This window comes from Mycobacterium pseudokansasii (assembly GCF_900566075.1).
Classification (GTDB): Bacteria; Actinomycetota; Actinomycetes; order Mycobacteriales; family Mycobacteriaceae; genus Mycobacterium; species Mycobacterium pseudokansasii.
Genome location: NZ_UPHU01000001.1, coordinates 266,288 through 280,841 on the forward strand (window position 1 = coordinate 266,288; position 14,554 = coordinate 280,841).

15 protein-coding genes are annotated in these 14,554 nt (G+C 67.0%); 10 read left to right on the forward strand and 5 right to left on the reverse strand.

Translation table 11 applies throughout. From position 1 onward, the window contains the following. Window positions 1-61 precede the first annotated feature (61 nt). Complete coding sequence (locus EET10_RS01235) at window positions 62-952, reverse strand: alpha/beta hydrolase (RefSeq protein ID WP_036399229.1); 891 nt, start codon at window positions 950-952, stop codon at window positions 62-64. Between the two features lie 131 nt (window positions 953-1,083). Between EET10_RS01235 and EET10_RS01240 the strand changes: the two genes are divergently transcribed. Next, entirely contained in the window at window positions 1,084-2,424 is a 1,341-nt protein-coding gene (locus EET10_RS01240) for an FAD-binding oxidoreductase (protein ID WP_063466767.1), read from the forward strand. Between the two features lie 15 nt (window positions 2,425-2,439). Here the strand turns inward: EET10_RS01240 and EET10_RS01245 are convergent, their stop codons facing one another. After that, the gene (locus tag EET10_RS01245) at window positions 2,440-2,988 is read right to left on the reverse strand and encodes a TetR/AcrR family transcriptional regulator (protein WP_036399228.1); all 549 of its coding nucleotides are present in this window, start codon (window positions 2,986-2,988) and stop codon (window positions 2,440-2,442) included. 171 nt (window positions 2,989-3,159) lie between these two features. Between EET10_RS01245 and EET10_RS01250 the strand changes: the two genes are divergently transcribed. Both EET10_RS01250 and EET10_RS01255 read left to right on the forward strand, forming a co-directional pair. Beyond that, window positions 3,160-4,041, forward strand: a complete 882-nt coding sequence (locus EET10_RS01250) for an acyl-CoA thioesterase (protein WP_063466749.1) — start codon at window positions 3,160-3,162, stop codon at window positions 4,039-4,041. A gap of 4 nt (window positions 4,042-4,045) precedes the next feature. Continuing rightward, window positions 4,046-4,960 carry an LLM class F420-dependent oxidoreductase gene (locus EET10_RS01255; RefSeq protein ID WP_063466748.1) on the forward strand — a complete coding sequence of 305 codons (915 nt, stop codon included), beginning with the start codon at window positions 4,046-4,048 and terminating at the stop codon, window positions 4,958-4,960. A gap of 14 nt (window positions 4,961-4,974) precedes the next feature. On the opposite strand, the gene EET10_RS01260 is transcribed toward EET10_RS01255, so the two are convergent. Next, entirely contained in the window at window positions 4,975-5,676 is a 702-nt protein-coding gene (locus tag EET10_RS01260; protein ID WP_036399224.1) for a DUF427 domain-containing protein, read from the reverse strand. Window positions 5,677-6,055: 379 nt separating this feature from the next. Between EET10_RS01260 and EET10_RS01265 the strand changes: the two genes are divergently transcribed. Further along, entirely contained in the window at window positions 6,056-7,225 is a 1,170-nt protein-coding gene (locus tag EET10_RS01265) for a CaiB/BaiF CoA transferase family protein (RefSeq protein ID WP_036399222.1), read from the forward strand. A gap of 172 nt (window positions 7,226-7,397) precedes the next feature. Beyond that, window positions 7,398-7,946, forward strand: coding sequence for a hypothetical protein (locus tag EET10_RS01270; RefSeq protein WP_036399220.1), 549 nt, complete (start codon window positions 7,398-7,400; stop codon window positions 7,944-7,946). A gap of 23 nt (window positions 7,947-7,969) precedes the next feature. Here EET10_RS01270 and EET10_RS01275 read toward each other — a convergent pair whose 3' ends face one another. Further along, window positions 7,970-9,076 carry an alcohol dehydrogenase catalytic domain-containing protein gene (locus EET10_RS01275; protein ID WP_036399743.1) on the reverse strand — a complete coding sequence of 369 codons (1,107 nt, stop codon included), beginning with the start codon at window positions 9,074-9,076 and terminating at the stop codon, window positions 7,970-7,972. A gap of 14 nt (window positions 9,077-9,090) precedes the next feature. Between EET10_RS01275 and EET10_RS01280 the strand changes: the two genes are divergently transcribed. Beyond that, window positions 9,091-9,627, forward strand: coding sequence for an acyl-CoA thioesterase (locus EET10_RS01280; protein ID WP_082273181.1), 537 nt, complete (start codon window positions 9,091-9,093; stop codon window positions 9,625-9,627). A gap of 78 nt (window positions 9,628-9,705) precedes the next feature. Beyond that, the gene (locus tag EET10_RS01285; RefSeq protein WP_036399218.1) at window positions 9,706-10,146 is read left to right on the forward strand and encodes an SRPBCC family protein; all 441 of its coding nucleotides are present in this window, start codon (window positions 9,706-9,708) and stop codon (window positions 10,144-10,146) included. Here EET10_RS01285 and EET10_RS01290 read toward each other — a convergent pair. Then, window positions 10,143-10,862 carry a GntR family transcriptional regulator gene (locus EET10_RS01290; RefSeq protein ID WP_036399216.1) on the reverse strand — a complete coding sequence of 240 codons (720 nt, stop codon included), beginning with the start codon at window positions 10,860-10,862 and terminating at the stop codon, window positions 10,143-10,145. The genes EET10_RS01285 and EET10_RS01290 overlap by 4 nt on opposite strands. 147 nt (window positions 10,863-11,009) lie before the next feature. On the opposite strand from EET10_RS01290, the gene fadD5 reads away from it, so the two are divergent. From fadD5 to EET10_RS01305, 3 genes are all read left to right on the forward strand, one after another. Then, window positions 11,010-12,659: a fatty-acid--CoA ligase FadD5 gene (gene fadD5 / locus EET10_RS01295; RefSeq protein ID WP_036399214.1), complete on the forward strand. Its 1,650-nt coding sequence runs from the start codon at window positions 11,010-11,012 to the stop codon at window positions 12,657-12,659. A gap of 306 nt (window positions 12,660-12,965) precedes the next feature. After that, the gene (locus tag EET10_RS01300) at window positions 12,966-13,682 is read left to right on the forward strand and encodes an MlaE family ABC transporter permease (protein WP_425461700.1); all 717 of its coding nucleotides are present in this window, start codon (window positions 12,966-12,968) and stop codon (window positions 13,680-13,682) included. Window position 13,683: 1 nt separating this feature from the next. Continuing rightward, the gene (locus EET10_RS01305; RefSeq protein ID WP_036399210.1) at window positions 13,684-14,553 is read left to right on the forward strand and encodes an MlaE family ABC transporter permease; all 870 of its coding nucleotides are present in this window, start codon (window positions 13,684-13,686) and stop codon (window positions 14,551-14,553) included. Window position 14,554: the final 1 nt, after the last annotated feature.

Here is a 14,554-nt window from a genome sequence, read left to right on the forward strand (position 1 = left end):
ATTGGGTAATTACAGAGAGTAGAGCCGTCGCGCCTGGAAGTCTGGGGTTTGCCCGTATCGACTAGCCGCTTTTCAGGTGCTTGTTCAGGAACGCGATCTGATCGGCGACGGCGCGCTCGAACGCGTCGTCGACATAGATGGCGAAATGCCCTTCGGGATACACCTTGACCTCACCGCGGGGTGCTTTGGCGGCATAACGCAGGGTCGGGCCGGCGGGCGCTACCGAGTCGGTCTCGCACACGCAGAACAGAATGGGGCAGCGGACCTTCGCGGCCAGCCGGCCGGGGCGGTAGGTGAGGACCTTCATCGCGATCCGGGCCGCGATCTCGTTGCGCAACTCGACACCCTTGGGCACCAACTTGAGGTAGCCCTCGTAGGCATCCGGTGCGGTCATCACCGCAACCTCGCCGGGCTTGCCGACCGTGGGCACGAGCACCGGCGGCCTCCTGGCCACGGCGCCGACGACGTCGCGTATCGCCAGTGCGGTCAGCCGCGCGACGGTCCCCGGGTTGATCGCGCGGACGGCGGCGATGCCGTCGGTGAACGGACACTGCGCGACGACGGCAGCGATGCCCGGGACCCGGGCTGCCGTGGCGATGACATGTCCACCAGCAAAAGACGTGCCCCACAAGCCGATTCGGTCGCGGTCGATGCCGTCAAGGGTGTGGGCGTATGCCACGGCCGCCGCCCAGTCCGCCAGCTCCATGCCGATGTCCAGCAGCTGGCGGGGCTGACCCTCGCTATCGCCGAAGTTGCGGTAGTCAAACACCAGGCACGCGTAGCCGGCCGCACAAAACCGTTCGGCGTAGGCGTCCAATCGCATGGTGCGCACCGCACCAAGACCGTGCGCCATGACCAGCAGGGGTGACGGGCCGCTGCCGGTGGGACGGTAGAGCCACGCGCTGACCCGGTCGGCGCCGGAGGTGAAATAGACGTCCGCGCGTTCGGGCACAGCCCCTCCGTGGGATGTTCGGAGCCCGCCGGATGATGGACTACGGTCTGGAAACGCTACAGCATCGCAGCATGACGGAGGACAGCCATGGCGATTCGCGTCGCCCACGTGCCGCACCAACGGTGGTGAGCATGCTGCGCGGCCTGGCGAGTGTGGTCGGTTCGCACCACGTCATCACCGACGCCGACGTGCTCGCCGCGCACAGCGTCGACCACACCGGCCGCTATCGGGGCCATGCCAGTGCGCTGGTGCGGCCGGGCTCCGCCCAGCAGGTCGCCGAGGTGCTGCGGGTATGCCGGGACGCCGGGGCCTATGTCACCGTGCAAGGCGGCCGGACCTCCTTGGTGGCCGGCACCGTCCCGGAACACGACGACGTGCTGTTGTCCACCGAAAGGCTTTGTGCGGTAAGCGATGTCGACGTCCTCGAACGCCGGCTCGCAGTGGGGGCCGGGGCCACACTGGCGGCGGTGCAGCACGCCGCGACGGCGGCGGGTCTGGTGTTCGGCGTGGACCTGTCGGCTCGCGATTCGGCGACCGTCGGCGGTATGGCGTCGACGAATGCCGGCGGCCTTCTTACGGTGCGCTACGGCAACATGAGCGAACAGGTGCTGGGCCTGGACGTGGCGCTGCCCGACGGCTCGGTACTGCGCCGGCACAGCCGGGTGCGCAGCGACAACACCGGCTACGACCTGCCGGCGCTCTTCGTCGGCGCCGAAGGCACGTTGGGCGTCATCACCGAGCTGGATCTGCGGCTGCATCCGGCTCCGTCGCATCGGGTTACGGCGATCTGTGGGTTCGCCGACCTCGACGCGCTGGTCGACGCCGGCCGGGTGTTGCGGGACGCGGACGGAATCGCGGCACTGGAATTGATCGACGGCCGCGCGGCCGCGCTGACCCGCGAGCAGCTGGGGCTGGCCGCTCCCGCCGAGGGAGACTGGCTGCTGCTGGTGGAACTGGCCGCCGACCACGATCAGACCGATCGGCTCGCCGGACTGCTCGGCGGGATGCGGCGCTGCGGCGAACCGGCGGTCGGCGTGGATAACGCTGCCCGGCAACGATTGTGGCGTACCCGGGAAGCTTTGGCCGAGGTGCTGGGCGTCTATGGGCCACCGTTGAAGGTAGACGTTTCGTTGCCGTTGCCGGCGATCGGCAGATTCGCCCGGGACGCGGTCGGGCTGATCCACGCCCATGTCGCCGACGCGCTGCCGGTCCTGTTCGGCCACATCGGTGAGGGCAATCTGCACCTCAACGTGCTGCGGTTGCCGCCGGACCACGAACCCGTGCTGTATCCGGAGCTGATGGGCCTGATCGCCGAGTGCGGCGGCAACGTCAGCTCCGAGCACGGCGTCGGCAGCCGCAAGCGCCGGTACCTGGGGATGTCCCGGGAGCCCACCGATATCGCCGTCATGCGATCTATCAAGGCGGCGCTGGACCCGACCGGCCATCTCAACGCGGCGGTGTTGTTCGAATAGAGGCGCGGTTGGCGCTCAGTCGGCCCCCTTGATGCCGACGGCATGGCGCAGCTGAGCCAGGAACTGATCGGCGTCGTCGCTTCGAACGATGTAGTGCGAGATCGCGACTCGGATTGCCGTCGCTGCTTTCACCGCGGCATTGGGTCCGGGAAGAAGCCGCTGCAAGCCGTCACGCATCTCGGGTATGACACCCGACATCTGTGCGATCACCAGCTCCGGTTCGATATCGACCATCCGGACTCCCGAGTAGGAATGCTGGTAGTCGACGATGAAACGCAGTGCGGCATCGAGCCTTTCGACGCCTTTGAGCCCGACCGTCGCTTCGGCCAGTCCGCTTTCGAAGTTCTGGCGCTCGTAGCGGGTAAATGTGGAGAGCAACTCCTCTTTTGACGCGAACCAGCGGTAGAGCGTCGGACGTGACACCCCGGCCTGGGCCGCGACTTCTGAGAGGCTGAGCTTGGTCTTGCCGCTGCGGCCGAGTACTTCCGCGGTGGCCGCCAGGATCCGCTGACGGGTCGAATTGTCGGTCTCGGCCGCAGCTGTTGCCCCAAACGCATGGCTCATGCCTCAAACTTTACAAAGCATTGGGTAAGTGTCACGGTGTTTCACCGCTGCGCGCCGGCAACCGGCCGGAGCCGGCCCGGCGGCAGGGCCCAAACCCGCAACCTTTACAAAATGAGCGCAAAGTGTCACGCTGGGCCGTGAGTTGGCGTCGCGAGCAAGAGGTGAACGCAGTTGACGACAGATTCTGAACAGGCCCAATGGTCGGTCGATCGGCTGCTCGAGCTCTTCGAGGTTCGGGCCGAGGACACCGATCGGTTCAGCGCCGACACCGGCATCGCCGGGGACGACGACCGGCAGGTGGTGGAGGGCACCCAGGTGCTCGCGCAGGCAATCGTCGCTGTCGCCAAGCGGTTCCCAGGTAAGTCGGTGCGTTCGGCGCACGCGGTGTTTTCCCGCGCCGTCGCGGTCGGTCCGCCGGTCGAGTTGCTTCTCGACGTCGTGCACGAGGGCCGGTCCACCGCCACCGCCGTCGTCTCGGCACAGCAGGACGGCCGGCGCTGCATCACCATGACGGTCCTGGCCGACGTCCCCACCGGCGACGTGATCCGCCATCACCTGCCGCGGCCCGGCGTCGCGGCGCCCGGGGACGCCAACGTTTCGCGGATGCCGATGATCGGACGCGAGTTGCGACTCGTCGACGTGGTCGACGTCAACAGTCCCGACGAGGTGGGGCCACCCGAGCTGTTCGCGTGGTTGCGCTACGACCCCATCCCGGCCCGTGACGACCTGGCCAAGGCACTGGTCGCGTACTTCACCGGGCACCTGGGCATTTCGACCACCATGCGGGCGCACCGGGGCATCGGCACCAGCCAGGCGCATCTGACCGTGTCCACCGCGCCGATGACGATCTCGGTGGCCTTCCACGAACCGGTGCGCTGGGACGGCTGGTTGCTCTACACCCACGAGAGCACGCAGGTTGGCGCCGGGATGTCGTATGTCCGCGGCACCGTGCACACCGAGGAGGGCGGACTCATTGCGTCCTTTGCCCAGGAGGCGATGATCCGGCCGCTGCGCACCACCGACACGGCGATCGACGCCCGGTCCCGGTTCTAGCGGTATGCGCTTCGCCGTCACCCACCCGATGCACAGTCATCCCTACAACCCGGAGCTGTTGTCCGGGGCCGGTATCGCGGCGATCGCCGCGGCGGCCGAAGGCGCCGGCTTTCACGGGTTCGGCTTCACCGACCACCCGGCCCCGTCGCAGCGCTGGCTTCAGGCGGGCGGCCATGACGCGTTGGATCCGTTTGTCGCCATGGGCTTTGCTGCCGCACGGACGACGACGCTGCGGCTGATTCCCAACATCGTGGTGCTGCCGTACCGAAACCCGTTCCTGGTGGCCAAGTCCGGCGCTACGTTGGACCTGCTGTCCGGCGGCCGGTTCACCCTGGCGGTCGGCGTGGGATATCTGAAACGGGAATTCGCGGCACTGGGTGTCGACTACGACGAGCGTGCCGAGCTGTTCGAGGAGGCGCTGCAGGTCATCCGCGCGGTGTGGACCAGCGATGACATGTCTTTTGCGGGAAGGCATTTCACCGCGAGCGGTATCACCGCGCATCCCAGACCACTCAGTCCACCGCCGATCTGGATCGGCGGCAACACCCGGGCGGCCCGCCGTCGCGTCGCCCGCTACGGTGATGGCTGGTGTCCGTTTCCCGCCCCTGCGCGGCTGGCCCAGACCGCGGGTACCGCGGCCATCGACTCGGTGGACCGGCTTGCCGACGGTATCGAGGACTTACGGCGCAACTGCGACGCGGCCGGCCGGGACTGGTCGGCAATCGACATCACTTTCACCAACGCCGACGGGGGCAGCCCGGCGAGCGACGGCTTCAACGCCGACGCGTACTTGTCCGGGTTGGAAAAGCTTGCAGCCCTTGGCGTTACCTGGGCGCACGTGGGGCTGCCCGGCGACAGCCTCGCCCATGTGCTGGAGAGCATCGAGCGGTTCCGGACTCTGGTGATCGATGCCGCCTGACCCGTCGTCGTCGATCACAGCACCCTTGTCGCCCCGAGAACGCGGCCCGGAAGCTCCGCGATGACATCGATGCGGGTGTCGTCGAAGCTGAGGAATCCCTTGATCGGCAGGCTTTCCGGAAACGGATCGGTATAACTCCACGCGGCGTCTTCGACGAAGACGTCGTCCAGGACCGCGGACCAGTATGTTGCGACGCCCTTGTAGTTGCAGTAGCTCGACGTGTCCGACTTCAGCAGGAGATCGGTGCGCACCTGCGAAGGCTCGACGTACAGCCGCGGTTCCAGCGACGTCTCGAAAACGATCACCGTGTCGTGGGTGTCCACCAGCGCTGTCCCGGCGAGAGAGACGTTGAGGTGACGGGTGGTCGGGCGGCAGTCGACCCGGTGGTACGGATTAGGGGGATAGTGGACGAGTTTGCGGCCCTCCTCCACCCAGGTGTCGACGGCGTCCCACGGCACGTGAACATAACCGGGCGCTTCGGATTCGGGCTCGGTCGGTAGGCCGCCGACCTCGTCGTCCGGGAAAACGTAGCTGAGCGGGTGATCGCGCCGGTGGACCAGTAGCGCCCGCTCGGTGTCGATGACCAGCCGTCCATTCCGGAAGGCCTGAATGCGGCGCGGATGCGGTTCGATGTAGACGACGTTTGCGGGTATCGGCGGACAGAAGTGTCCGGCCGGGTTCCGGCTGAGGGGACCATGTCCGGCCACCAGACTCATGAGGCTCCTCCCAACGGGGCACCCGCACCGCGGCCATGGTGACCGCGTCGCCGCGAGCCGCGTCTGCCAAGTGGAGGGTTGCGGGCGCGGTGCTGGCGGACCGCGAACCCCGGCGACGTCGTGCTATCAGGTAAGCGTAAGTGGCGGCCCGCCGGTATCCGCCGCGGATCGCCGTTACCCGAAATGTGAGTGTGCTATGACCGGGCGCTCCAGCCGGCTTCTCATTTTGAGATGGTTGTGCGTGCGCGATGCGGAGTTGGCGTTTCGTCGCAACTGCGTATGTCTCAACCGCACCCGGCGCGTGCCTGCCTCGAAGGGTCGTGGGCCGGGCTTCGGTCCCGGAGAGGCTCGGGCAACCGAGCCGGAGTAGGAATGAGCCATGGCGGGACCGGTGGCAGGCATCACGGTCGTCGAGCTTGGGGTCTGGGTCGCCGGGCCGGCCACGGCCGCCATCCTGGCCGACTGGGGCGCCGACGTCATCAAGATCGAACCGCCGACCGGTGATCCGGGCCGGATGTTCGGGCGGATGCTGGGCTGCGATCTCGGGGTGAACCCGCCTTTCGAAATGGACAACCGTTCCAAGCGCAGCATCGTGCTGGACCTCACCACCGCTGCCGGTCGCCGCACCGCCTTCGAATTACTCACCGATGCAGACGTTTTCGTGACCAATGTGCGCCCGGGCGCATTGCAACGGCTGGGGCTCGACTTCGAGGCGGTGTCCGCCCACAACCCCCGTCTGGTCTACGGGTTGATCACCGGATACGGCGAAACCGGGCCCGACGCCGACCGCGCCGCCTACGACGTGGCGGCGTTCTGGGCGCGCGCCGGTGTGGCCGATCTGCTCACCCCGCCGGGCGGCATTCCGCCGTTCCAGCGCGGCGGCATGGGCGATCACTCGGCGGGCATGACCCTGGCGGCCGCCGTCTGCGCGGCACTGCTCGCGCGCGAGCGCAGCGGAACCGGTCAACTGGTGACCACCTCGCTGTACCGCCAGGGCGCCTACACGGTGAGCTTCGACCTGAACACGTATCTGCTCACCGGCCAACCGATTGCGGTCGGACAACGCGAGTCAATGGGTAACCCGTGCATGAACAACTACACCGCCAGCGACGGGAGGCGGTTCTGGATCGTCGGGCTTCAGGCGGATCGGCATTGGCCGGCGTTGTGTCGCGTGGTCGGGCGGCCGGAATGGCTGGCCGATCCGCGGTATGGCGATGCCCGCGCCCGCGCCGCCAACGCCGTGCCGCTCATCGCCGCGCTGGACGAGATCTTCGCGACAAAGTCGCTTGCCGAATGGGCGGAAGCCTTCGCCGCCGAACCGGATTTCTTCTGGTCGCCGGTCAACACGCTCGAGGACGTCGTCGCCGACGAGCAGTTCCACGCCGCGGGCGGCATCGTCGAGGTGCCGGACGGGGAATCGAGCGTGCCGATGGTGGCCACGCCGGCGGATTTCCACGGCACACCATGGACGCCGCGCTGGACGGCTCCCGCGCTGGGCCAGCACACCGAGGAAGTTCTGGCCGAACTTGCGGCGCGGCGCCGGTCCTGACGGCCCCGGAAGCTTTACAAATTTGCGCGAAAGTGTCACGCTGTCGAAGAGCCGTGTCACCCGATTCGCCGAAACCGGATCGGTCCCGGTGGGCCATCCGGTGCGGCGGACACCCCTGACAGCCGCGGCAAGCCACCGGTCCGCATGTGGTCCACGCACGAGGAATGAACCGATGATCACTCCCACTTTCGGCATCAGCGATTACCTGGCGACAGATGCGCACCGAGGGCCGCGGACCGACACAAAGTGTCTGCGTTACCGGCTCGAGGTGGTGGCCACCAGCGCCGTCGACGTGGTGCACGCCGCCGGGGGCTGGTTGTACGACCGGGCGACGGCCGGCTGGGAGGTGACGGTAGTGCTACCGAGCGGCGGCGGCACCCGGCCGTTGCAGATCCTCGGGGCCCGGACCGCTGATCTGGAGACGGGATTGACCGAGTCCCGCCCAGGGGGTCAGAGCCTGGCCGTCAGCGCCGGGGCGTTCGCGGCAGACGATCGCGTTCGCGAACGGGTGCTCGAGGCGCTCGAGCACCGGTCGGGCGAGGTGGCGCTGTGGGGTGACGAGTGGCCTTGGGGGCTCAATAGCGCGATCAGCCCGGTGCGGCATGTGCTCAGCTCCGCCGCCCAGGCGTTCAAGCGTCAGGCGCTGAAGGCTGCCGGAATCCCCTGCGGCTCAGTCGAGTCGGTCGAGACGCTGTTTTGCGACACGCGGTGGTGGGGCTAGTGCCGGTGTGACCACCGAGAGGGTCAGAACGTGATGAGCTGGCGGATCGCCGTGCCGTCGGCCAGATGGTCCATCGCCGCGTTGATATCGTCCAACCGAATCGTCGACGACACCAGCGATTCCACCGGCAGCCGGCCGGACCGCCACAGCGACACGAACCGGGGAATGTCGCGGCTGGGGACCGCCGAACCGAGGTAACTGCCGATCAGCGACCGGCCTTCGGCGACAAAACCCAACGGCGAGATGCTGATCCGCGCGTCCGGGGGCGGCAGCCCGACGGTAACGGTACGACCGCCCGGTGCGGTCAGCGTGATCGCGGTCTGAAGCGCGCCGGGGTGACCGACGGCCTCGACGACCACGTCCGCTTTCACTCCGGAATCGGTGGCCCGCTGCGGCGTGTAGGTATCGTGGACGCCGAGTTTCTTTGCGACGGAAAGCTTTTCCGGTATCTGATCGACACCGATGACGTGGACGTCGGGATAGGTCAGGGCGGTGAGCACCGCCGCCATCCCGACGCCCCCGAGTCCGACGACGGCGACCGACTGTCCGGGCCGAGGGTTACCCACGTTGAGTACGGCGCCCCCGCCGGTCAACACCGCGCATCCGAGCAGGGCGGCCACCTGCGGCGGCACGTCGTCGGGTACCGGGATGGCACTGGCCCGGTTGACCACGGCGTGGGTGGCGAATCCCGAGACACCGAGGTGGTGGTACACCGGGTGGCCCTGCCGGCTGAGTCTGATGGCGCCGCCCAGTAATGTTCCGGCCGTATTGGCCGCGCCGGCCGGTTGGCACGGCGTCATGCCCCCGGTCGCGCATGCCGGACAGTGTTCGCACCGCGGTAGGAAGACCAGTACGACTCGCTGGCCGACGGCTACGTCGTCAACCCGGTCACCGACCTGCTCGACGATCCCCGCGGCCTCATGGCCGAGCAACATCGGCACCGGCCGCACCCGGTTGCCATTGACCACCGACAGGTCGGAGTGGCATACGCCGGCGGCCTCGATGCGGACCAGCACCTCGTCGCTGCCGGGCGCTTCCAGATCGAGGTCCGCGACGCCGATCGGTCGTGACTCGACGTACGGGCGAGGCGATCCGATCCGCTCGAGCACCGCGCCGCGGATGTGAAGCATGTTGGAATACAACCATGGCTTCAGCTTCATCGGTGCCGTCGGTGCCGTCGGTGCCGTCGGTGCCGTCGGTGCCGTCGGTGCCCGAAACGCCTGCACCGCAGAACCTCACCAGCGACGACTTCCCGGTGCTGTGGCCGGTGCTCACCCGCTGGGCCGACAACGACATGTTCGGCCACCTCAACAACGCCGTCTACTACCAACTCTTCGACACCGCGATCAACGCCTGGATCAACACGGGCACCAACCTCGACCCGCTCACCACGCCTTCGCTGGGCATCGTCGCCGAGTCGGGCTGTCGTTACTTCTCCGAACTGCATTTCCCGGAACAGCTGGTGGTGGGCCTGGCTGTCACCCGCCTGGGCCGCAGCAGCGTCACCTACCGACTCGGCGTGTTCCGGGCCGGCCGGCAAGCCGGCTCAGACCGGCCGCAGCCGATCACCGCGCTGGGGCACTGGGTACACGTCTACGTCGACCGGACCAGCCGCAAACCCGTCCCGATCCCGGAAGCCGTCCGCTCCCTGCTGGCCACAGCCCGCGTGAAGCCTGCGTGAAATAGGCCGGGCCACACCCGAAATCAGGCCCGAACCGGCACGGTCAGCGCCGGCCGGCTACCCGGGTATGCTTCGCCAATGCCAGTTTTGAGCAAGACCGTCGAGGTCAGCGCGGACGCCGTAGCGATCATGGGCATCGTCGCCGATATCGAGCGGTACCCGGAATGGAACGAAGGGATCAAGGGCGCCTGGGTGCTGCACCGCTACGACGACGGGCGTCCCAGCCAGGTGCGGCTCGACACCGCGATCCAAGGCTTCGAGGGAATCTATATCCACGCCGTGTATTACCCGGGCGAGAATCAGATTCAAACGGTCATGCAGCAGGGCGACCTATTTCTCAAGCAGGAACAGTTGTTCAGCGTGGTGGAGACCGGCGCCAACAGCCTGCTGACGGTGGACATCGACGTCGAGCCCAGCCTGCCGGTGCCCGCGCCCATGGTGAAGATGCTGCTCAACAACGTCCTCGAGCAGCTCGCCGAGAACCTCAAACAGCGGGCCGAGAACCTGGCCACCGGCTAGGAAGACGGGGCAACCCGGTCGGCTTGGCCGAAGATTCCGTTGCGGTCCAGCGTTTCGGTCAGTCGGCGCGCCGCGTCGGTGAATTGCCAGACGGTGTGCTCAGCCACCGCGGCCGCATCCCGGCGACGCAGCGCCGCGATCAGCCGTCGGTGATTTTCCACGGTGGCCGCGCCCCAGCGCGGATCGGCGGCAAACACCTGCGCCGGCATGTAGCGGGCGGCATTCAATAGGAACCAGGCCAGCTTGATTCGGTGGCTGGCCTGGTTGAAGACGCGATGGAACGAGAACTCGAGTGTCGCTATGGTCTCGGCGTCACCGGACCCGACGGCGACGGCCAGCGCATCGTTGATACGGCTGAGCTCGTCGATCTCGACGTCGGTGATCCGGGCGGTGGCCGCGGCGGCAAGCTCCCTGGCAATGGTGGCCTGCAGCCAGAAGATGTCGTCGATGTCCTGCCTGGTCAGGGGCAATACCACGTGACCACGGTGCGGCTCCAGCTGCACCATGCCCTCACCGCGCAGCTTCAGCAGGGCCTCACGAACCGGGGTGATGCTGACGCCGAGTTCGGCCGCGGTCTCGTCGAGGCGGATGAACGTGCCCGGACGCAGCGTCCCCGACATGATCGCCGCCCGCAGATAGCCGGCCACCTCGTCGGACAACTGCGCCCGGCGCAGTGGCCGCCGGCTTCGCGGCCGGGCGGATAGCGGAGCGTTCATGCGGCCTGCCAGGACTTTCGGGGGCTTCGCGGGACTGCGCAGGTCTTGTTTAAAGGCCACTGAGCCCGTTAATGTGACCCAGATAACACCATGTTTTATCAAATATCAGCGTGACGCAAGCGGTGCAGGAGTGAAGGGATCGCACAGTTGACCGCGCAACTGGCCAGTCATCGGGGCCAGGCCGCAGCCGGCCTGGAGCAGCCCTACCTGGCCCGGCGGCAAAACTGGATCAACCAGCTGCAGCGGCACGCCCTGATGCAGCCCGAGGCGACCGCACTCCGGTTTCTTGGTCACACCGTGAGGTGGTCTGACCTGCGCTATCGGGTCACCTCGCTGGCCGGTGCCTTGAGCCGTCGAGGGGTCGGCTTCGGCGACCGGGTCATGATCCTGATGCTCAACCGCATCGAGTTCATCGAGTCGGTGTTGGCAGCCAACATGCTCGGGGCCATCGCGGTACCACTGAATTTCCGGCTCACCCCGATAGAGATCGCCCTGCTGGTAGAGGACTGCGCACCGCGGGTGCTGATCACCGAGGCGGTGCTGGCACCGGTAGCCACCGGTGTCCGCGCCATCCGGCCGCTGGTGGACACGATCGTGGTGGTCGGCGGCGCATCCGACGACACCATCCTGGGTTACGACGATCTGGTGGACGAAACGGGGGACCCGCCCGCACCCGTCGACATCCCCAACGACGCGCCGGCGCTGATCATGTACACCTCCGGGACCACCGGCCGGCCGAAGGGTGCGGTGCTGACGCACACCAATCTCACCGGGCAGGCCATCACCGCGCTGTACACCAGCGGCGCCAACGTCAACAGTGACGTCGGTTTCATCGGCGTCCCGCTGTTCCACATCGCCGGCATCGGCAACATGCTGACCGGGATGATGCTCGGCGTCCCCACCGTGCTCTACCCACTGGGCGCGTTCGATCCCGGTCAACTGCTCGACGTGCTGGCCGCGGAGCGGGTCACCGGGATCTTTCTGGTGCCTGCGCAATGGCAGGCGGTGTGCGCCGAGCAGCAGGCAAGGCCGCGCAACCTGAAATTGCGGGTGATGTCATGGGGGGCCGCACCGGCGCCGGACGCGTTGCTGCGACAGATGTCGGAGGTCTTTCCCGGAACGCAGATTCTGGCAGCGTTCGGCCAGACCGAGATGTCGCCGGTCACCTGCATGTTGCTCGGCGAAGACGCGATTCGCAAGCGCGGCTCGGTCGGCAAGGTGATCCCCACGGTCGCCGCCCGCGTTGTCGACGACCAGATGAACGACGTCCCCGTCGGTGAGGTTGGTGAAATCGTCTACCGCGCACCGACATTGATGAGCGGCTATTGGAACAATCCGGAGGCCACCGCGGAAGCGTTCGCGGGCGGCTGGTTTCATTCCGGCGATCTCGTTCGGATGGACGAGGACGGCTATGTCTGGGTGGTCGACCGCAAGAAGGACATGATCATCTCCGGCGGCGAGAACATCTACTGCGCCGAGGTGGAAAACGTTCTCGCCGGCCACCCGGGCATCGCCGAAGTCGCGGTGATCGGCCGGCCCGACGAGAAGTGGGGCGAGGTGCCGGTTGCGATCGCGGCTGTAACGGACGCCCCCCTCCGGATCGAAGACCTAACTGAGTACCTGACCGAGCGGCTCGCGCGCTACAAGCACCCGAAGGCGCTCGAGATCGTCGAGGCACTGCCCCGCAACCCTGCCGGCAAGGTGCTCAAAACCGAATTGCGGTTGCGCTACGGAGTTCGGAAGAGCTTCGAAAACCGTTCTGTGCCAAGGCATTCAACGACAAGAGAGGACGACTGACAGGACCTTTGCGGGTTGCCCGCTGTTGACGAAGGGTTAATTGTGAGGATGCGGTTCACACGCCGACGGCCATCAGGTACATTCCTGTGGTCTCCGTTACTACCTGCAGGTAGGGAGCCGACGGTCACACACCTAGGGATGGGGCAAGGAGGAAGGCGTGCGACATGATCGGCCGTTACGCCGCAACCCGAGCGGTCCCATGGTGAGGAGGCGACAGTGACGACGACCTCGACGCGTCCGCACCTGGTGGGCTATCTGCGCGACCAATTGGAAACGCCTCTCACACTCGTCGGCGGATTCTTCCGGATGTGTGTGTTGACCGGAAAGGCGCTGTTTCGCCGGCCGTTCCAATGGCGCGAGTTCATCCTGCAGTGCTGGTTCATCATGAGGGTCGCGCTGCTGCCGGCCATCTTGGTCTCGGTGCCGTTCACCGTCCTGCTGATCTTCACCCTCAACGTGCTGCTGGCCCAGTTCGGCGCCGCTGACCTCTCCGGTGCCGGCGCGGCGATCGGGGCCGTCACCCAGCTCGGCCCGCAGGTCACGGTGCTGGTGGTGGCCGGCGCCGGGTCGACAGCCATCTGCGCCGATCTGGGTGCCCGCACCATCCGTGAGGAGATCGACGCGATGGAGGTGCTGGGCATCGACCCCATCCACCGGCTCGTCGTTCCCCGGGTCATAGCCGCGACGCTCATCGCCACGTTGCTCAACGCCCTGGTGATCACCGTCGGCCTGGTGGGCGGTTATCTGTTCGGGGTGTATCTGCAGAACGTGTCGGGTGGCGCTTACCTGGCCACCCTCACCACCATTACCGGCCTGCCGGAGGTCGTCATCGCGATGGTCAAGGCGGCGACGTTCGGGCTCATCGCCGGGCTGGTCGGCTGCTACCGCGGGCTGACCGTCCGGGGTGGCTCCAAGGGGTTGGGTACCGCGGTCAACGAGACGGTCGTGCTCTGCGTGGTCGCGCTTTTCGCGGTCAACGTGGTACTGACCACGGTCGGCGTCCGGTTCGGGACGGGGCACTGACATGGCGACTTCTGCGGTATTGCGGGCCCGATTCCCCAGGGCCACCGCCAATCTGAACCGATATGGCGGGGGCGCGGTCCGGGGACTGGACACGACCGGCCGGCTGGCCTGGTTCGCGCTGGTCGCCATCGGGAACGTGCCGTTTGCGCTGAGCCGCTACCGCAAGGAAACCCTGCGGCTGATCGCTCAGATCGGAATGGGCACCGGTGCGATGGCCGTCGTCGGCGGCACCGCCGCGATCGTCGGTTTCGTCACGTTGTCCGGCAGTTCGCTGGTCGCCATCCAGGGCTTCGCGTCGCTGGGAAACATCGGCGTCGAGGCGTTCACCGGCTTTTTTGCCGCGCTGATCAACGTTCGCATCGCCGCGCCGGTGGTCACCGGTGTGGCCATCGCGGCAACGGTCGGCGCCGGTGCCACCGCCGAGCTGGGCGCGATGCGGATCAGCGAAGAGATCGACGCCCTGGAAGTGATGGGCATCAAGTCGATCTGCTTCCTGGCGACCACCCGGATCCTGGCGGGGCTGACGGTGATCATCCCGCTTTATGCGATGGCCATGATCATGGCGTTCCTGTCACCACAGATCACCACGACGGTGCTCTACGGACAGTCGACCGGCACCTACGAGCACTACTTCCGGACGTTCCTGCGCCCGGACGACGTCTTCTGGTCGTTTCTGGAGGCGATCATCATCACCGCGGTGGTGATGGTCAGCCACTGCTACTACGGGTACAGCGCCGGCGGCGGCCCGGTCGGTGTCGGCGAGGCCGTCGGCCGGTCGATGCGTTTCTCGCTGGTTTCGATTCCCGTGGTCGTCTTATCCGCCGCGTTGGCGCTCTACGGCGTCGACCCCAACTTCGCACTGACGGTGTAGC